General features: G+C 67.5%; 17 protein-coding genes. 9 read left to right on the top strand and 8 right to left on the bottom strand.

Going from position 1 to position 18,860, the window contains the following annotated elements:
* Nucleotides 1-727: 727 nt before the first annotated feature.
* Together IC535_RS16055 and putA are read right to left on the bottom strand one after the other, a co-directional pair.
* Nucleotides 728-1,462 carry a ThuA domain-containing protein gene (locus tag IC535_RS16055; RefSeq protein WP_228887335.1) on the bottom strand — a complete coding sequence of 245 codons (735 nt, stop codon included), beginning with the start codon at nt 1,460-1,462 and terminating at the stop codon, nt 728-730.
* Nucleotides 1,463-1,569: 107 nt separating this feature from the next.
* The gene (putA, locus tag IC535_RS16050) at nt 1,570-4,794 is read right to left on the bottom strand and encodes a bifunctional proline dehydrogenase/L-glutamate gamma-semialdehyde dehydrogenase PutA (RefSeq protein WP_228887336.1); all 3,225 of its coding nucleotides are present in this window, start codon (nt 4,792-4,794) and stop codon (nt 1,570-1,572) included.
* A 504-nt stretch (nt 4,795-5,298) separates the two neighbouring features.
* Between putA and coxB the strand changes: the two genes are divergently transcribed.
* From coxB to IC535_RS16025, 5 genes are all read left to right on the top strand, one after another.
* Nucleotides 5,299-6,237: a cytochrome c oxidase subunit II gene (gene coxB, locus IC535_RS16045; protein ID WP_228887337.1), complete on the top strand. Its 939-nt coding sequence runs from the start codon at nt 5,299-5,301 to the stop codon at nt 6,235-6,237.
* Between the two features lie 64 nt (nt 6,238-6,301).
* Nucleotides 6,302-7,912, top strand: coding sequence for a cytochrome c oxidase subunit I (gene ctaD, locus IC535_RS16040; RefSeq protein ID WP_228887338.1), 1,611 nt, complete (start codon nt 6,302-6,304; stop codon nt 7,910-7,912).
* Between the two features lie 7 nt (nt 7,913-7,919).
* On the top strand, nt 7,920-8,054 hold the full coding sequence (locus tag IC535_RS16035; RefSeq protein WP_228887339.1) for a DUF485 domain-containing protein: 135 nt from the start codon (nt 7,920-7,922) through the stop codon (nt 8,052-8,054).
* Nucleotides 8,051-8,644, top strand: coding sequence for a cytochrome c oxidase assembly protein (locus IC535_RS16030; protein WP_228887340.1), 594 nt, complete (start codon nt 8,051-8,053; stop codon nt 8,642-8,644). The genes IC535_RS16035 and IC535_RS16030 overlap by 4 nt, the downstream gene beginning before the upstream one ends.
* Nucleotides 8,645-8,665: 21 nt before the next feature.
* Complete coding sequence (locus tag IC535_RS16025; protein WP_228887341.1) at nt 8,666-9,541, top strand: cytochrome c oxidase subunit 3; 876 nt, start codon at nt 8,666-8,668, stop codon at nt 9,539-9,541.
* A gap of 50 nt (nt 9,542-9,591) precedes the next feature.
* On the opposite strand, the gene IC535_RS16020 is transcribed toward IC535_RS16025, so the two are convergent.
* Nucleotides 9,592-9,810: a twin transmembrane helix small protein gene (locus IC535_RS16020; protein ID WP_228887342.1), complete on the bottom strand. Its 219-nt coding sequence runs from the start codon at nt 9,808-9,810 to the stop codon at nt 9,592-9,594.
* A gap of 57 nt (nt 9,811-9,867) precedes the next feature.
* Between IC535_RS16020 and IC535_RS16015 the strand changes: the two genes are divergently transcribed.
* From IC535_RS16015 to cyoE, 4 genes are read left to right on the top strand one after another with little or no spacing between them, the layout of a single operon-like run.
* Nucleotides 9,868-10,602 (top strand): SURF1 family protein, encoded by a 735-nt coding sequence (locus IC535_RS16015; RefSeq protein ID WP_228887343.1) that lies wholly within the window; start codon nt 9,868-9,870, stop codon nt 10,600-10,602.
* A 27-nt stretch (nt 10,603-10,629) separates the two neighbouring features.
* Nucleotides 10,630-11,205: a hypothetical protein gene (locus tag IC535_RS16010; RefSeq protein WP_228887344.1), complete on the top strand. Its 576-nt coding sequence runs from the start codon at nt 10,630-10,632 to the stop codon at nt 11,203-11,205.
* 11 nt (nt 11,206-11,216) lie between these two features.
* Nucleotides 11,217-12,422, top strand: a complete 1,206-nt coding sequence (locus IC535_RS16005) for a COX15/CtaA family protein (RefSeq protein WP_228887345.1) — start codon at nt 11,217-11,219, stop codon at nt 12,420-12,422.
* Nucleotides 12,423-12,426: 4 nt separating this feature from the next.
* Nucleotides 12,427-13,320, top strand: coding sequence for a heme o synthase (gene cyoE / locus IC535_RS16000; protein WP_228887346.1), 894 nt, complete (start codon nt 12,427-12,429; stop codon nt 13,318-13,320).
* Nucleotides 13,321-13,841: 521 nt separating this feature from the next.
* On the opposite strand, the gene IC535_RS15995 is transcribed toward cyoE, so the two are convergent.
* The 5 genes from IC535_RS15995 to IC535_RS15975 form a co-directional block, all read right to left on the bottom strand.
* A complete protein-coding gene (locus IC535_RS15995) occupies nt 13,842-14,849 on the bottom strand; it encodes a bile acid:sodium symporter family protein (RefSeq protein WP_228887347.1) in 1,008 nt (335 codons plus the stop codon).
* An 8-nt stretch (nt 14,850-14,857) separates the two neighbouring features.
* Nucleotides 14,858-15,379 (bottom strand): beta-lactamase hydrolase domain-containing protein, encoded by a 522-nt coding sequence (locus IC535_RS15990; RefSeq protein WP_228887348.1) that lies wholly within the window; start codon nt 15,377-15,379, stop codon nt 14,858-14,860.
* A 20-nt stretch (nt 15,380-15,399) separates the two neighbouring features.
* Nucleotides 15,400-17,142 (bottom strand): DNA primase, encoded by a 1,743-nt coding sequence (dnaG, locus tag IC535_RS15985; RefSeq protein ID WP_228887349.1) that lies wholly within the window; start codon nt 17,140-17,142, stop codon nt 15,400-15,402.
* Nucleotides 17,143-17,206: 64 nt separating this feature from the next.
* Complete coding sequence (locus IC535_RS15980) at nt 17,207-18,145, bottom strand: YihY/virulence factor BrkB family protein (RefSeq protein ID WP_228887350.1); 939 nt, start codon at nt 18,143-18,145, stop codon at nt 17,207-17,209.
* 136 nt (nt 18,146-18,281) lie between these two features.
* Nucleotides 18,282-18,728: a GatB/YqeY domain-containing protein gene (locus tag IC535_RS15975; protein WP_228887351.1), complete on the bottom strand. Its 447-nt coding sequence runs from the start codon at nt 18,726-18,728 to the stop codon at nt 18,282-18,284.
* Nucleotides 18,729-18,860 lie beyond the last annotated feature (132 nt).

Raw genomic sequence — 18,860 nt, 5'->3', positions numbered from 1 at the left:
CTACCAGGGGCGCGCCGCCACGCCGCAGTGGGCCGGTAGGGTCGGTTCCCAAACGACTGCCGATAACGGTGACGGGTGCATTGGCGCAGGGGCCCGTATCGAAACGGTGCTTCTGCCGTGCAGCGCCTTCCCCGTTGATTGCAACGCCACCACCGGGCGCGGACCGTGCAAAGGCAGTCGATCGGGATGCGACCCTACCAGGGGCGCACCGCCCCGCCGCAGTGGACTGGTAGGGTCGGTTCCCAAACGACTGCCGATAACGGTGATGGGTGCATTGACGCAGCGGCCCGTATCGAAACGGTGCTTCTGCCGGGCAGCGCCTTCCCGGTTGATTGCAACGCCATCACCGGGCGCGGACCGTGCAACGGCAGTCGATCGGGATGCGACCCTACCAGCGCGGGGAACCATGCCGGCGCGGCGACAATCGGGTCGTGTATGGCCCCATCGGTAGGGTCGGTTCCCAAACGACTGCCGATAACGGTGATGGGTGCATTGACGCAGGGGCCCGTATCGAAGCGGTGCCTCTGCCGTGCAGCGCCTTCCCCGCTGATTGCAATGCCATCATCGGGCGCTGACCATGCAACGGCAGTCGATCGGGATGCGACCCTACCAAGGGCGCACCGCCCCGCCGCAGTGGGCTGGTAGGGTAGGTTCCCAAACGACTGCCGATAACGGTGATGGGTGCATTGACGCAGCGGCCCGTATCGAAACGGTGCTTCTGCTGCGCTCAGCACTGCGCTGAACGCCCCGCCGCATAACGCAGCCCCTGCCGCAGTTGGGCGAGGAAATTCGGATCGCGATACACCGCCTCCTCGTGGCCCAGCCCGGTGTACCAGCTGCGGCCGCCATCGAAGGCGTGGCACCAGGTGATCGGGTGGTCCTGGCCCATCGTGCCGCCCTGGTAGAGGCGCTCGTCCACGGTGGCCACCACCTGCACGCGCGGGCGCGGATTGTCGCGGTAGTTGTACAGCTCGTCGCGGATCGCCCAGGCCTTGCCGTGCGCGCGGCCATCACGCTCGGGTTGCACGCGGGTGTCCTGCAGGCCCGGTGGATGCGCCTTGAACCAGGCGCCCACCAGCTGCCCATACCACGGCCACTGATATTCGGTATCGGCCGCGGCATGTACGCCGACGAAGCCGCCGCCGGCGCGGATGAAACCCTCCAGCGCGGCCTGCTGGCCGGCATCGAGGATATTGCCGGTGGTGCTGGCAAATACCACCACCCGGTAGCGGGCCAGGTTTGCCGGGCTGAAATCGTCGGCATCCTCGCTGTGGTCGGCCAGCATGTCCTCGCCGGTTGCCAGCGCCTGCAACGTGGCCACCGCGGTGGGGATGGAATCGTGGCGGAACTGCTCGGTGCGGCTGAAGACCAGCACGCGTTGCGCCGGCACAGCGTCGGCGGCGCTGCCGGTTGCAGGGGCGAGCAGGCAGAGCAGCAGGGGCAGCAGGACGGTGGTTCGCATCGGCAGATCATGCCATGCGCGGCCGGGCGCGGCGAAACCGCGGCGGCGGCCGGACAAAAGAAAAACCCCGCTTGCGCGGGGCTTTCTTCACTTCACCACGCCTGGACTCAGTCGCCCAGGGTCAGCAGCGAGGCGTTGCCGCCGGCGGCGGTGGTGTTCACGGTGACGGTCTTTTCGGTGGCAAACCGCAGCAGGTAGTGCGGGCCGCCGGCCTTGGGGCCGGTACCGGACAGGCCCTGGCCGCCGAACGGCTGTACGCCGACCACCGCGCCGATCTGGTTGCGGTTGACGTATACATTGCCGACGTTGACCCGCGAGGCGATGCGGTCGATGGTTTCATCGATGCGCGAATGCACGCCCAGGGTCAGGCCGTAGCCGGTGGCGTTGATCTGGTCGATCACCGCATCGAGTTGGTCGCCCTTCCAGCGGATCACGTGCAGCACCGGACCGAAGACTTCCTTGTGCAGCTGCTCCAAGCCCTTGAGCTCATAGGCGCGCGGGGCGAAGAAACAGCCATGCGCGGCCGCTTCGCTTAGTTCGGCGGCGGCGATCAGGCGGGCTTCCTTCTCCATGCGCACGGCGTGGTCCTGCAGGATCTGCAGGGCGTCGGCATCGATCACCGGGCCCACGTCGGTGGACAGCAGGCCCGGGTCGCCGACCTTCAGCTCGGCCATCGCGCCGGCCAGCATGGTCATCACCTTGTCGGCGATGTCGTCCTGCACGAACAGCACGCGCGCGGCCGAGCAACGCTGGCCGGCGGAGGTGAAGGCCGAACCGATCGCGTCCTTGACCAGCTGCTCGGGCAGTGCCGAGGAATCGGCGATGAAGGCGTTCTGGCCGCCGGTTTCGGCGATCAGCACGCCGATGGCGGCATCGCGTGCGGCCATTGCACGGTTGATCGCGCGGGCGGTGTCGGTCGAGCCGGTGAAGGCCACGCCGGCCACGCGCGGGTCGGCGGTGAGCGCGGCACCGACGGTGGCGCCGTCGCCGGGCAGGAACTGCAGCACGCCGTCGGGCACGCCGGCGTCGAGCAGCAGCTTCACCGCGTAGTAGCCGATCAGGTTGGTCTGTTCGGCCGGCTTGGCGATCACGCTGTTGCCGGCCGCCAGTGCGGCACTGACCTGGCCCAGGAAGATCGCCAGCGGGAAGTTCCACGGGCTGATGCAGACGAACACGCCACGGCCGTGCAGCTGCAGTTCGTTGGATTCACCGGTCGGGCTGGGCAGCTTCTCGGCATGGCCGAACTGCTCGCGCGCCTGCTTGGCGTAGTAACGCAGGAAATCCACCGCTTCGCGCACTTCGGCGATGCCGTCGGGCAGGCTCTTGCCGGCTTCCTTGACGCACAGCGCCATGAACTCGGGCAGGCGTGCTTCGAGCTGGTCGGCGGCGTGTTCCAGGATCGCCGCGCGGCTTGCGGCCGGGGTGCGGTTCCAGGCCGGCTGCGCGGCCACGGCATTGGCCAGCGCCTTTTCCACCGTCGCGCTGTCGGCCGGCTGCCACTGGCCCACCACCTGGCGGTTGTCGGCCGGGTTGGTCACGTTCAACAGTGCGCCGGTCGGGCTGGCGCCGGGCACCAGCGGCGCGGCGTGCCAGGGCTTCACGGCGGCGTTGAGCTGCTCGGCCAGGGCGCGCAGGTCGTTGTCGTTGGCAAGGTTGACGCCCATGGAGTTCTTCCTGTCATGGTTCTGGCTGCGCAGCAGGTCGACCGGCAGCGGGATTTTCGGGTGGGGAATGGACGCGAACGAGGACACCGCCTCGACCGGATCGCGGATCAGGTCGTCGATGGCCACCGCGTCGTCGGTGATGCGGTTGACGAAGCTGGAATTGGCGCCGTTCTCGAGCAGGCGGCGCACCAGGTAGGGCAACAGGTCTTCATGCGAACCCACCGGTGCGTACACCCGGCACGGCACGTTCAACCGATCGGCCGGCACCACTTCGGCGTACAGATCATCGCCCATGCCGTGCAGCTTCTGGTGCTCGTACTGTCCACCCTTGGCGATCGCCTGCACCGCAGCGATGGTGTGCGCGTTGTGGGTGGCGAACATCGGGTACAGCGCGTCGGCATGCGAGAACAGCCGCTTGGTGCACGCCAGGTAGGACACGTCGGTGTTCTGCTTGCGGGTGAACACCGGGTAGGCCGGTAGCCCGTCGATCTGCGCGCGCTTGATCTCCGCGTCCCAGTAGGCGCCCTTGACCAGCCGCACCTGCAGCCTGCGACCGATCCGGCGGGCCAGGTCGGCCAGGTAGTCGATCGTGTACGGGGTGCGCTTCTGGTAGGCCTGCACGACCACGCCGAAGCCTTCCCAACCGGCCAGCGAGGCATCGCTGACCACCGCTTCGATGATGTCCAGCGACAGTTCCAGGCGGTCGGTTTCCTCTGCGTCGACGGTGCAGCCGATGCCGTAGGACTTGGCCAGCCGGGCCAGTTCCAGCACGCCCGGGACCAGGTCGGCCATCACGCGTGCGCGCTTGGCGTGCTCGTAGCGCGGATACAGCGCCGACAGCTTGATCGAGATGCCCGGCGCCGCATTGACGTCGCCATCGGCACGCCCGCCACGTGCCTTGTGGTCGCCGCCGATGGCGTGGATGGCGCGGCGGTAGTCTTCCAGGTAGCGCTTGGCATCCTTCATGGTCAGCGCGCCTTCGCCGAGCATGTCGAACGAATAGCGGTAGTTGGCGTTGTCGCCCTTGTGCGAGCGCGACAGGGCTTCGTCGATGCTGCGGCCCATGACGAACTGATGGCCCATGATCTTCATCGCCTGGCGCACGGCCAGGCGGATCACCGGCTCGCCGACGCGGCCGATCAGGCGCTTGAAGGCGCCGGGCACGTCGGCACGGGTGGCATCGTTGATCTGCACCAGGCGGCCGGTCAGCATCAGGCCCCAGGTGGAGGCGTTGACCAGCACCGAATCGCTGCCGCCCATGTGCTTCTTCCAGTCCGCATCGCCGAGCTTGTCGCGGATCAGCTTGTCGGCGGTGTCCTGGTCGGGAATGCGCAGCAGCGCTTCGGCCACGCACATCAGCAGCACGCCTTCCTCGCTGCCCAGGTCGTACTGGCGCATGAAGGCTTCGATCGCGCCCTGGTCCTGGGCACGCACGCGCACGCGCTTGACCAGGTCGGCGGCGGTGGCCTGCACCTGTGCCTGTTCGGCGGCCGGCAGGCGGGCCTGCTCGAGCAGTTCGCGCACGTGGCTGGCCTCGTCCTTCATCCAGGCGTCGGTGATCGCCTGGCGCAATGCAGGAGGCGGCGTCGGCAGCTCGGGCGACAGCAGCGGCGGGCGGGGGGCGCCGGACGGGGCCGGGCTGGAAATCGGGGCGGAGGGTGCGGTCATGCCGGTTGGCTCGTGGAGAACTTGACCATTTTAATCGCTTTTCGGGCGCGTAAAGCGATTCCGGAAACCCAACCCATCCCGTCCATAGCCTTTCATACAGCGGGATTGCGCCAGACGGCCGCGGGCACAATAAGTGTGCTGAATTCGGCAAAAGTGCCGCCGGTGCCGATGCTGTATTGCAGCATCGGGCCCAGTGTGAATGGACCCTTGCTAGCTGCTGGAAAGCAGGGCTACCATCGAGACGTTTCCTGCGACAGGAATGGCGTCCCCCACGGCGCTCGTTGTCACCGCTGTCTGTTCAGTTGTTTGCTGTGTTTGAAGGTCCCGGAGCGCGAGGTCATCCCCGCCGCCGGGTAGTGACCGGCACGCGCCGTCGCCCTGAATGGGGGAAGGCGTTGCGTCGGTGACGAGAAGGACCGCCCGGGCCAGGCATCGGCCCGGAAAACCAGAGGGCTTGCTCGTGGCCAGCGATGGCTGCAACCGACGACGCTAAGGGTCTAGGCAATGAAGCAACGCAGAAAGTGGGGCAGCACGTTCGGCAAGACGGTAATGAGTGGGGTGGCGCTGCTGGCGCCGGCCATGGCGTGGGCCCAGGCGGCCGACCCCAAACCCTGGCAGTTGAACATGGGCAAGGGGGTCACCCAGAGCGCGCGGTTGGCCTGGGAATCCAACATGTTCTCGCTGTGGGTGTGCACGGTGATCGGGGTGCTGGTGTTCGGCGCGCTGTTCTACGCCATCTTCAAGTTCCGCAAGTCCAAGGGCGCGGTGGCCGCCACCTTCAGCCACAACACCAAGGCCGAAATCATCTGGACGGTGATCCCGGTGATCATCCTGGTGGTGATGGCGTGGCCGGCCACGGCCAACCTGATCAAGTTCTACGACACCCGCGATTCGGAAATGACCGTCAAGGTCACCGGCTACCAGTGGATGTGGAAGTACGAGTACCTGGGGCAGGACGTCACCTTCACCAGCCGCCTGGACCGTGAGTCGGACCGGGTGCGGCAGAGCGGCAAGGTGCCCACGCTGGCATCGCACCCGCACTACCTGCTGGAAGTGGACAACCGCCTGGTGCTGCCGGTGGATACCAAGGTGCGCTTTGTGATCACCTCCGACGATGTGATCCATGCCTGGTGGGTACCGGCGCTGGGCTGGAAGCAGGATGCCATTCCCGGCTTCATCAATGAGGCCTGGACCAACATCGAAACGCCCGGCGTCTACCGCGGCCAGTGCGCCGAACTGTGCGGCAAGGACCACGGGTTCATGCCGATCGTGGTCGAGGCGGTGTCCAAGGAGGACTTCCAGAAATGGCTGGCCTCGCGCAAGCCGGCGCCCGCACCCGAGCCTGCTCCGGCTGCGGCACCGGCAACGGCGCCTGCCGCGCCCGCGCCGGCCACCGAACCGGTGGCGCCGGCCGCACCGGCCGCAGCAGACGGCAACGCCTGAAATCGAGCCGCGTCCGCCAGCCGGCGGGTGCGGGTTCCACCGGATCCAGTGAGGTGTAGTTGCGATGGCGCATTCCGCAGTTGACCACGATGGGCACCACGGGCATCAGCAGAGCTTTGTGGAGCGTTGGTTGTTCTCGACCAACCACAAGGACATCGGCACGCTCTACCTGCTCTTCAGCTTCATCATGTTCATCATCGGCGCGGCGATGAGCGTGATCATCCGCGCCGAGTTGATGCAACCGGGCCTGCAGTTCGTCAAGCCGGAAACCTTCAACCAGCTCACCACCGTGCATGCGCTGGTGATGATCTTCGGCGGGGTGATGCCGGCCTTCGTCGGCCTGGCCAACTGGATGATTCCGCTGCAGATCGGCGCGCCGGACATGGCGCTGCCGCGCATGAACAACTGGTCGTTCTGGCTGCTGCCGGTGGCCTTCAGCCTGCTGCTGCTGACCTTCCTGCTGCCCGGTGGCGCACCGGCCGGTGGCTGGACGCTGTACCCGCCATTGTCGCTGCAGGGCGGCTACAACGTGGCCTTCACCGTGTTTGCCATCCACGTGGCCGGCATCAGTTCGATCATGGGCGCCATCAACATCATCGCCACCGTGTTGAACATGCGCGCGCCGGGCATCGACCTGCTGAAAATGCCGATCTTCTGCTGGGCCTGGCTGATCACCGCCTTCCTGCTGATCGCGGTGATGCCGGTGCTGGCCGGTGCGGTGACCATGCTGCTCACCGACAAGTTCTTCGGCACCAGCTTCTTCAATGCCGCCGGCGGTGGCGACCCGGTGATGTTCCAGCACATCTTCTGGTTCTTCGGCCACCCGGAGGTGTACATCATGATCCTGCCGGCGTTCGGCGTGGTCAGCGAAATCATCCCCACCTTCAGCCGCAAGCCGCTGTTCGGCTACCAGGCGATGGTGTACGCGGTGGCGGCGATCGCCTTCCTGTCGTTCATCGTCTGGGCCCACCACATGTTCACCGTGGGCATGCCGCTGGGCGGGGAAATCTACTTCATGTTCGCCACCATGCTGATCTCCATCCCGACCGGGGTGAAGGTGTTCAACTGGGTCAGCACCATGTGGCGCGGCTCGCTCACTTTCGAAGCGCCGATGCTGTGGGCGGTGGCCTTCGTGATCCTGTTCACCATCGGCGGTTTCTCCGGGCTGATGCTGGCCATCGTGGTCGCCGACTTCCAGTACCACGACACCTACTTCGTGGTCGCCCACTTCCACTACGTGCTGGTTACCGGTGCGGTGTTCGGGCTGATCGCCGCGGTGTACTACTGGTGGCCCAAATGGACCGGGCGCATGTACAGCGAAACCTGGGCCAAGGTGCACTTCTGGTGGTCGATCGTATTCGTCAACCTGCTGTTCTTCCCGCAGCACTTCCTCGGCCTGGCCGGCATGCCGCGGCGCATCCCCGATTACAGCGTGGCGTTCGCCGACTGGAACCTGATCAGTTCGATCGGCGCGTTCGGCATGTTCGTCACCCCGTTCATGATGGCCGCGATCCTGTGGTCCTCGCTGCGCAATGGCGAGAAGGCCACCGACCGGGTATGGGAGGGCGCGCGCGGGCTGGAGTGGACGATTCCGTCGCCGGCACCGGCGCATACCTTCACCACGCCGCCGACGATCCGCCCGGGCGACCTGGCCCACGACGATGTCACTCATTGAGGCCGGCATGAATTCTCCCGCGCACACGCCCGACACCCAGGCCCTGCAGCGCCGCCGCGCCCACCGCACCGCGTGGAAGGTGGGGCTGGTGGCGCTGGCCGTCTATGCCGGTTTCATCCTCAGCGGGGTGATCGGGCGATGAGCCAGGCACGTCCCACCGGTGCCGCCCGCAACGCGGGCCTGCCGCGCCTGATCGGGGTGGCGGTGGCGGTGTTCGTGCTGACCTTCTCGCTGGTGCCGCTGTACCGGATCGCCTGCGAGAAGGTGTTCGGCGTGCGCCTGGAGCGCGGCCCGGGCGCGGCCGCAACCGGCGCGGTCGGCAACGGCAAGCGCACCGTGCGGGTGGAGTTCGATGGCGGGGTCAATTCCAAGCTGCCATGGGCCTTCCACCCCGAGCAGCTGACCATGGACGTGGTGCCCGGCGAGCTCAACGAGGCGCTGTACTACGCGCGCAACGACAGCGACCGTGCCCTGGTCGGCAGCGCGGTGCCGTCGGTGGCCCCGGCCAAGGCATCGGGATACTTCAGCAAGACCGAGTGCTTCTGCTTCACCGCCCAGACCCTGCAGGCCGGCGAGAAGCGCGACATGCCGGTGCGCTTCATCGTCGACCCGGACCTGCCGGCCAACATCAAGACCATCACCCTGTCCTACACCTTCTACAAGAACGACGCGCTGTCGGCGCAGTTGCCTGCCGCCGCGGCGGTACCGGCCGGCGCACACGCCGCCCCCTGATACGCACCGGATCCCAAGACCATGGCCCAGCAAAGCCCCGATGCCAATGTGTACTTCGTGCCCACGCACAGCAAATGGCCGTTCATCGGTTCCATTGCGATGATGGTGACCATGGTCGGCGTGGCCAGTTGGCTCAACGATTCCGGTTGGGGCAAGTGGACCTTCTATGCCGGCATCGCGATGCTGGTGCTGACCCTGTTCTGGTGGTTCAGCGACGTGGTGCGCGAATCGCAGGCCGGCCATTACAACCACCAGGTCGACGGTTCGTTCCGGATGGGCATGGTGTGGTTCATCTTCTCCGAGGTGATGTTCTTCGGTGCGTTCTTCGGCGCGCTGTTCTACACCCGCAACCTGGGCCTGCCGTGGCTGGGCGGCGAGGGCGACCGGGTGATGACCAATGAACTGCTGTGGAGCGGCTATTCGGCGGCGTGGCCGACCAACGGCCCGGGCGCGATCGGTGGGCACTTCCAGACCATCCCGGCCTGGGGCCTGCCGCTGATCAACACCCTGATCCTGCTGACCTCGGGGGTGACCCTGACCATCGCCCACCATGCGCTCAAGGCCGGCCACCGCCGCCAGCTGCTGGTGTGGCTGGGCCTGACCGTGCTGCTGGGCATCGGCTTCCTGATCCTGCAGGCCGAGGAGTACATCCACGCCTACAAGGAACTCAACCTCACCATGGGCTCGGGCATCTACGGCTCGACGTTCTTCATGCTCACCGGCTTCCACGGCGCGCACGTGCTGCTGGGCACGATCATGCTGCTGGTGATGTGGCTGCGCTCGGCCAAGGGCCACTTCACCCGCGACAACCACTTCGGCTTCGAAGCGGCCGCGTGGTACTGGCACTTCGTCGATGTGGTGTGGCTGATGCTGTTCCTGTTCGTCTACGTGCTGTAGCGTCGGGACCGGGCCGCACCGTCGATGGTGCGGCTCCTGGCCACGCTGCTTCAGCCGCCGATGCCGTGCGGTTTGATCCAGCCGCTGTAGATGCCGACCACGACCAGCACGATCAGCGCCACCGACACCGCGATGCGGCGGGTGAGCGCATTGACGGTGCGCTTGGTCTGCCCGCGGTCAACCAGCAGGTAGTACAGCCCGGCGCCCAGATTCCAGACGATGACGATCAGAAACGCGATTACCAGCAGGGTCTTCAACGAATCATTCATGCGCGGCTCGATGGCGGGGCGGGTATGCCTATCTGACCGCGTTTTGCCGGCGTTGTCATGATGCGCAAGCACACGCGCCTGATCGGCTGGGTGGCCGCGCTGCTGGTGATCGCCGGGTTCTGCCAGCTGGGCCGCTGGCAGCTGCAGCGCATGCATGAGAAACAGGCGCTGCTGGCGCAGCAGGCGCCGGCGCGCGCGCAATCGCTGCGCCTGGACCAGGCCCTGGCCGTGCCGCCGCGCCTGCGCTGGGTCGACGACCACGGCCGGTTCCTGCCCGGCACCATCGCGCTGGACAACCAGACCCGCGGCGGCCGTGCCGGAATCAAGCTCTACCAGCCGTTCCGCAGCGACGCCGGCGCGCTGGTGCTGGTCGACCTGGGCTGGCTGCCGATGCCGGCCGACCGCACCTTGCCTGCGCTGCACGCGCGCACCGGCGCGGCCCGCATCGCCGGCCTGCTGGCGCCGCCGCCGGCGGCCGGCCTGGCACTGGGGCCGGCGTTGTCGGCCACCACCCAGCCGGGGCTCTGGCTGGCCAGCCGGATGGACCCCGAACAGCTCGCCGGCACGCTGTCGCTGCCGCCGCGCAGCCTGCCCGGCCGCGTGCTGCGGCTGGATCCGGCCCTGCCCGGTGGCTATGCGCGCGATCTGGACCTGCTGCCCAACACCCTGCCGCCCAGCCGCCACCTGGGCTATGCGGTGCAATGGTTCGGGCTGGCGTTGACCGTGCTGGTGGTCGCGCTGGTGCTGGAACTGCGTTCACGCCGCCGCCCTGTGGTTACTTCCCGGCGCTGACCGGCCCAACATGAGAAAATACCGCCCATGAATGCCACCTCTTCGGATCGGCTGCCGTCGCGTTCACGCGGCCGCTGGACCCTGATCGCCCTGTTCGGCGTGTTCTTCGGCGCCATGGCGCTGGCTGGCGTGCTGCGTTTTTCCGGCTGGCAGCCGGCCGCGCACCGCAACAGCGGGCAGTTGCTGCAACCACCGCTGGATCTGCGCACGCAGCCGCCAACCCTGGCCGATGGCCAAGTGTATGCATGGAACCCCAAGGCGCGCACGTGGCGCATCCTGGTGGCCCCGGCACCGGGTTGTACGCGCGAGTGCGTCACTTTGTCGCAGGGATTGGGCAAGGTGTGGCAGCTGTTCGGGCATAACGCCGATAATGTCGAGATCCTGTGGCTGGGCACGCCGCCGGCCGAGGTCCAGGGCATGCCCGCACTGCGCGCGCTGCGCGCCCAACCGGACCTGCGTGCCGCTTTGCCCGCTGTGGATGACGCCGCCGGAACGCCGGTGTATGTGATCGATCCCAACGGTTTCGTGATCATGCGCTATGCGCCGGGATTCGATATGGCCGGTCTGCGCAAAGACCTGGCAACGCTGCTGAAACTGAAGTGAGTTCCGTTTAGATGAGCCCCTCCGCACGCCCGGCGCTGCACCGCAATTTCCACCGTCTGGCGTGGTTTGCGCTGATCATGACCGCCAGTACGATCATGTTCGGTTCGTTCGTGCGCCTGTCCGATGCCGGCCTGAGCTGCCCGGACTGGCCGACCTGCTATGGCCGGGTTACCTGGCCGCAGCACGCTGCCGAGGTGGTCGGCCATGAGGCGACCGCGATTCGCCCACTGGAAACCCACAAGGCGTGGCGCGAGCAGGTGCACCGTTTCCTGGCCGGCGCGCTCGGCATCGAAATCCTGACCCTGGCCCTGCTGGCCACCCGCCGCCGCCGCTGGGGCAGCACCGCAGTGGTCGCCGCCTGTGTGCTGGTGGCCACCGGCATCCCGTTGTACATGATGGGCATGCACGTGCCGGCCAGCGTCCTGGCGATCATCGGCGAGGTGATCCTGCTGGTCGCCGCGCTGCGCTGGAACAACATCGACCTGGCGCGCGCTGCCCTGCTGACCCTGGCGGTGGTGATCTTCCAGGCCTTGCTGGGCATGTGGACGGTGACCTTGCTGCTCAAGCCGATCGTGGTGATGGGCCATCTGCTCGGCGGCATGCTGATGTTCGGCCTGCTGGTATGGATGGCGTGGCGCGCCACGCACATGCCGATCACCCTGGCCGAAGCGCCGAAGCTGGCCTGGCTGATCCGCGCCGGCGTGGCGGTGCTGGTGCTGCAGATCGCCCTGGGCGGCTGGGTCAGCGCCAACTATGCCGCGCTGGCCTGCGGCGGCGGCAGCGCCTCGCTGGACAACTTCCCGCGCTGCGTCAGCCAGTGGTGGCCGCCGCACGACTTCAGGGAAGGCTTCACCCTGTGGCGCGGTATCGGCGTGGATTACGAAGGCGGCGTGCTCGATGGCGCCTCGCGCATTGCCATCCAGATGGCGCACCGCATGATGGCGATCGTGGTCGCCGTGTACCTGCTGTGGCTGTCGGTGCGCCTGTTCAAGCTGCCCAGCATGCGCGGCTGGGCCAGTGCGCTGGGCCTGCTGGTGGTGGCGCAGATCACCCTGGGCATCCTCAACGTGAAGCTGGCGGTGCCGCTGGAAGTGGCCGTGGCCCACAGCGGTGGGGCAGTGGCGCTGTTGTTCGTGCTGGTCACGCTGCTGGCGCGCCTGCGCGCGCCGGATGCCGATCTGCGGCCAGTGGCCGACGGCACCGGCGTGGTGGGCTGAGGACATGTTCAACAACTATCGTCAGTACTGGGACCTGACCAAGCCCAAGGTCGTGGCCCTGATCGTGTTCACCGCATTGGTGGGCATGTTCCTGGCCATCCCGGGCATGCCTACCGCGCAGCAGGCCATCGACGGCGCGCTCGGTTTCTTTGGCATCTGGCTGGCCGCCTCGGCGGCGGCGGCGATCAACCAGCTGCTGGACGCGCGCATCGATGCGCAGATGGCGCGCACCTCGTGGCGCCCGCTGGTGGTAGGCAAGGTCAAGCCGTGGCAGGTGCTGGTGTTTGCCGGGATCCTGATCGCGTTGTCGATGACCATCCTGATCGTCTGGGTCAACACTATCACCGCGGTGCTGACCTTCGCCTCGCTGATCGGCTATGCGGTGATCTACACCGTGTACCTCAAGCGCGCGACCTCGCAGAACATCGTGATCGGCGGCCTGGCCGGCGCCACCCCGCCGATGCTGGGCTGGGCGGCGATCACCGGTATGCAGGGCCCATCGGACTGGGCGTACGCCTCGCTGCTGGTGCTGATCATCTTCATCTGGACCCCGCCGCATTTCTGGGCGCTGGCGATCTTCCGCCGCGAGGATTACGCCAAGGCCGACATCCCGATGCTGCCGGTCACCCACGGCGTGGTGTACACCCGCAAGTCGATCCTGGTCTATTCGATCGTGCTGGCGATCGTGAGCCTCCTGCCGGTGCTGGTGGGCATGAGCGGGATGTTCTACCTGGGCGGGGCGGTGGTGCTCAACGCGGTGTTCCTCTGGTACGCCTGGCGCATGTTGAACCCACCCGATGAGCTGTTCTCGATGAAGATGTTCGGCTGGTCCATCGTCTACCTGATGGCGCTGTTCGCCTTCCTGATGGTGGACCACTGGATGCTGCCCTGGTTGTAGGCCACAGGCGGATTCGGGGCCGGTGCCTGCCAGGCCGGTGGATCACGATGGTTGATCGTGGTGCCGCACATCGTGCCTGGCGTGCTGGTAGGGTCGCTCGCCAGACGACTGCCGATGGTGTGTCAGCGGCCGGTGGTGGCATGACCTTCGGCGGCGGACTGCTTCGCCATGACATCTGCACGGCCTTCCGCGTTACGGGTCATGCCGACATCGCGCCGATCACTGTTATCGGCAGTCGTTTGGGAAACGACCCTACCGGGATCGCCCGCCGATGGTGTGTCTGCGGTCGGTGGTGGCATGACCTTCGGCGGACTGCTTTTGCCATGACATCTGCACGGCCTTCCGCGTTGCGGGTCACGCCGACATCGCGCCGATCATCGTTATCGGCAGTCGTTTGGGAAACGACCCTACCAGAGCGGTGGGCACGCGCTGCCGGGGGCGCATCATGCCGGGACCGCCTTCCGATGCCGTGTCCGCGGCCGGTGGTGGGCATGACCGTGCTGGCGCAATGCTTCTGCCGTTCAGTCCTGCCGGATGACCGGCGCAGGCTCCACCGGATCGCGCGCATACCGCTGGGCGATCATCGCGCAGACGATCAGCTGGATCTGGTGGTAGATCATGATCGGCAGCACGATCGCGCCCAGGCTGCCGCCGGCGAACAGCACCTTGGCGATCGGTACGCCGGTGGCCAGGCTCTTCTTGGAGCCGCAGAACAGGATGGTGATGCGGTCCGCGCGGTTGAAGCCCAACCGCCGCGCGATGAAGCCGATGGTCGGCATGGCGATGCCCAGCAGCACCGCCGCCACCACCGCCACGGTCAGCAGCGACAGCACCGGCGTCTTGCTCCACAGCCCCTCACTGACCGCCTCGCCGAACGCCGAATACACCACCAGCAGGATCGTGCCCTGGTCGGTGTAGCGCAGCAGCGCGCGTTGTTTCTCCACCCAGCCGGCGATCCACGGGCGCAGCAGGTGGCCGGCCATGAACGGCACCAGCAGCTGCAGCATGATGCTGGCGATGGCCTGCAGCGGGTTGTGCATGCCGCCGGCGGTACCGGCCAGCAGGGCCAGCAGCAGGGGAGTCAGGAACACGCCCAGGATGCTCGACAGCGAGGCGCTGCACACCGCCGCCGGTACGTTGCCGCGCGCCATCGAAGTGAACGCGATCGAGGACTGCACGGTGGACGGCAGCGCGCATAGGAACAGCACGCCGATATACAGCTCCGGGGTGAGCAGCCCGCCGTCCAGCGGCTTGAACAACAGCCCCAGCAGCGGGAACAGCACGAAGGTGCAGGCCAGGATGGTCAGGTGCAGGCGCCAGTGCAGCACGCCGGCCACGATCGATTCGCGCGGCAGGCGCGCGCCATGCAGGAAGAACAGCGCGGCGATGGCCACGTCGGTGACATCGTCGAGCACCATTGCCGCCGCGCCATGCATCGGCAGCACGGAGGCCAGCAGCACGGTGCACAGCAGGGCGAGGGTGAAGTTGTCCGGCCGCAGCCGCGACCACCAGGGGGTGACCGGCGGCATGCCCGTGCTCACCGCTCGTCCTGCTGTTCGAGCAGGGCGCGGGTGGGCGCTTCCAGCGAGCTCATGCCGGCGTCGCGGCCGAACTGCAGGGCCTGGTCGATCGAGGCACCGTCGCGCGCCTGCAGCAGGGCCAGCAGCGCGCCGGCACGGTTGCCCGAGGCGCAGTGCACCAGCACCGGGCCCTGGCTCTGCGCCAGCGCGGCGTGAAGGGCGCGCGCATTGGCATCGGTCAGCCCGGCGGCGCCGGCCACCGGAATGCGCACATAGCGCAGGCCCAGGCGCTCGGCGGCACGGGTTTCATCGAAGCCACGGTCTTCATCGGGCTGGCGCAGGTCGATCACGGTGGTGATGCCGGCGGCGGCGGCCTGCTGCAGCTGGGCGGCGCTGGGCTGGCCGGCGCTGTACAGCTGCGGGCGCGGCTGTGCGAACGGAAGCTCCCCGGCGCTGGCGGCCAGCGGCAGCAGCGACAGCGCCGCCAGGAGCAGGCCGACCAACAGGGGAGCGCTAGGCTGGAGGGTGGCGGTGGTCATGTCAGCGGGCTCCTCGGGGCTCAGCGCAGGGTGGCGCGGGCCTTGAGCAGCTCGCGCAGTTCGTACTTGTCAGTATCGTCCAGGCCCTGCTGCCGATGCTTTGCCTGAAGCTCGTCCAGACGTTGCATCAGCAGCTGTTTTTCCAGCTGGGCCACCGCATCGTGCAGTTCCTGGGTCCACATCGCCTGCTCGCCGGGCAGGGTCTGCGCGGCCAGCTTGTGCAGCGACTCCTGTTCCTCGCGGCCTTCGAAATGCTCCAGCAGTGCGCCGGTGCTGATGTCCGGGCGCTGTTCGACCAGGCTCAGCAGTTCCAGCAGCAAGTCGATGCCGGGCAGGCGCAGGCCGTTGAAGTGATGGCCTTCCAGGGTCATCGCCAGCGACGGCTGCTGCAGCAGGATGGCGATCGCCGCGCGCACCAGGCTGCGCCGCTGGGTGGGCGCCACCGCACGCGAGGGCGCGCGCGTGGGCTGCGCAGACGCGGCAGGCTTGGCACCCAGCCCGGTCAACGTGGCCAGCTGCTGCTTCATCAGGTCGCCGAAGGCGCCGTCGGGAATCTGCGCCAGCATCGGCCTGGCCCGTTCGGCCAGGCGCGCCTTGCCGTCCAGCGTGGCCATGTTGACCTCGCGGGTGAGCTCGTCGAAGAAGAACTGCGACAGCGGCGTGGCCTGTTTCAGGCGGGTATCGAAGCCCTCGCGGCCTTCCTTGCGCACGATGGTGTCGGGGTCTTCGCCGTCGGGCAGGAACAGGAAGAACGCCTGGCGCCCGTCCTTCATGCGCGGCAGCACCGATTCCAGCGCGCGCCAGCCGGCACGGCGGCCGGCGGCGTCGCCGTCGAAGCAGAAGAACACGTCCGGCGCGTTGCGGAACAGCAGCTCGGCATGGTCCGGGGTGGTCGCCGTGCCCAGCGTGGCCACTGCCTGGGTGACCCCGAACTGGAACAGCGAGACCACGTCCATGTAGCCCTCCACCACGATCAACCGTTCGATCTTCTGGTTGGCCTGGCGCACCTGCCACAGGCCGTACAGCTCGCGGCCCTTGTGGAACAGCGCGGTTTCGGGCGAGTTCAAGTATTTCGGCCCGGCGTCGCGGCCGTCGTCGGGAGGGCCCATGATCCGGCCGCCGTACGCGATCACCCGGCCACGGCGGTCGAAGATCGGGAACATCACCCGGTCGCGGAACTTGTCGTAGACGTGGCCGCGGTCGTTCTTGGAGAACAGCCCGGCGCGGTCGAGCAGCTTCATCCGCCGCTCGTCCTTGCCCAGGGCATCCTTCAGCGCGCTGTAGCCGTCCGGTGCATAGCCGATCGCAAAGCGCGCGCGGTTTTCCTCGTCCACGCCGCGCTGGTCCAGGTAGGCGCGGGCCTTGTCGCTGTCCTCCAGCGATTTCTGGAAGAAGCGCGTGGCCGCATCCAGCGCCGAGTACAGTTCGCGGCTGTCGTCCTGCTGCTGGGCGCTGCGCGGCTGGGTGTCGCGCGGCACTTCCATGCCCACCCGCTTGGCCAGTTCATCGACCGCGTCGAGGAACTCCAGGCGGTCGTAGTTCATCAGGAAGCTGATCGCCGTACCGTGCGCGCCGCAGCCAAAGCAGTGGTAGAACTGCTTGGTCGGCGACACCGTGAACGAGGCCGAGCGTTCGTCATGGAACGGGCAGCGTGCGGCGTACTCCTTGCCCTGGCGCTTGAGCGGCACGCGGCTGCCCACCACCTCGACGATGTCGGAGCGGGCCAGCAGGTCGTCGATGAATGCGTCGGGGATACGGGCCATGGCAGCGGGCGCGCGCGCGTGGTGCGTGCGCGGCCAAGGATTCTCGGGAACGGTGCTGAGTGTACTAGAGCGTGCCCGCCGGGGCGGAGTCGGGGGCCAGCCCGGCCCGGGCCAGCTGCAGCCGGGCACGCTGGCGCTCATCGATCACCGCGGTCATCAGCGCGCCCACGAAGAAGGTCACCGTGGCGTAGTAGATCCAGACCAGCAGGATCACCAGCGCGCCCATCGACCCATATGCGCTGCCCGGGGCCACCGTGGCGATATACAGCCCGATCGCATAGCGGCCCAGCGCGAACAGCGCCGAGGTGATGGCCCCGCCGATGAAGGCCTGGCGCCAGGCCACGCGGCGGTCGGGCAGGTAGTGGTAGAGGAAGGCGAAGGCCACCGCGTACAGCAGCAGGGTGGTCAGGTAGCCGATCGCCGGCAGCACCGAGGGCAGCCGCGCGAAGGCGACCTGCAGCGCGGTGGTGGCGGTCATCGACAGCAGCAGCACAAAGCCCAGCGCCAGCACCACCCCGAACGAGAACACCCGCTTGCGCAGCCAGGCGGCCAGGCCGTCCAGGCGCTGGGCGTCGGTGTGGAAGATGCGGTTCAGCGCATTCTGCAGCTGGGCGAACACCGCCGTGGCGCCGATGAACAGCAGCAGCGTGCTCCATACCCCGGCCAGCGAACCGATGTCGGGCTGGGTGTTGGCATTGCTGAGTACGGTCTGCGCCACGCTGGCCGCGCTGGCGCCGGCCACATCGCCGATCTGCCCGATCAGCGCTTGTTGCGCCGGCGGGTACAGCGAGGCGGTCAGCCACAGCAGCAGCACCAGCAATGGCGCCATCGACAGCAGGGCATAGAAGGATACCGACGCGGCCTGGGTGAGCACGTCGATGTCGATGAAACGCTTGCCCACCGCCGCCGGCAGGCTGCGCTGCAGGCGCCGCGCGTATTTGCGCAGGGGAGCGGGGACGCCGTCGAGGCGGTCGTCGGCGGGGGAGGCGGTGGGTTCGACCATGGGCCTTTTCTAGCAGGCGGTGGACGAAGAAACGGTGAAGCGTGTGCGCGCCGGTGCATGCCGGAACATCGGCGTCACCGGCACGTCGGGCATCCGGCCGGGCAGGTAGCGACCAACGGTCGCTACCTGGGCCCGATCAGCCGGCCAGCTGCTGCTTGACCAGCTTGGACACCAGGCCCATGTCGGCCTGGCCGGCGAGCTTGGGCTTGAGCGCGCCCATCAGCTTGCCGATGTCGGCCGGGCTGGTGGCGCCGGTTTCGGCGATGGCGGCCTGGATGGCGGCCACGATCTCCGCTTCGCCCAGCTTGGCCGGCAGGTACTGGTCGATCACCAGGATTTCCTCGCGCTCGATCACCGCCAGGTCTTCGCGGTTGGCCGCTTCGAACTGGCTGACCGAATCCTTGCGCTGCTTGACCATCTTTTCCAGCACGGCCAGCACTGCGGCGTCGTCCAGCTCGATGCGCTCGTCCACTTCGCGCTGCTTGATGGCGGCCAGCATCAAGCGGATCACGCCCAGGCGGTGCTTTTCGCCGCTCTTCATGGCGGTCTTCATGTCATCGGTGAGCTGCAGCTTCAGGCTCATGGAACACCTCGTATTCGGTCGGAAAGGGCGGGTTGGGACGCCAGTCGGCTGGAACGCAAAAAGCCGGCAACGCTCGCGCGTTCCGGCTTCGGCTCCGCCACGACAGGCCGAAGCCTGTCGCATCGAAGTTGC

The sequence above is a fragment of the Stenotrophomonas rhizophila genome (genome assembly GCF_020857975.1).
Lineage (GTDB): Bacteria > Pseudomonadota > Gammaproteobacteria > Xanthomonadales > Xanthomonadaceae > Stenotrophomonas > Stenotrophomonas rhizophila_C.
The sequence above is the reverse complement of the archived record's forward strand: the minus strand, read 5'-3'. Positions and strand labels throughout refer to the sequence as shown.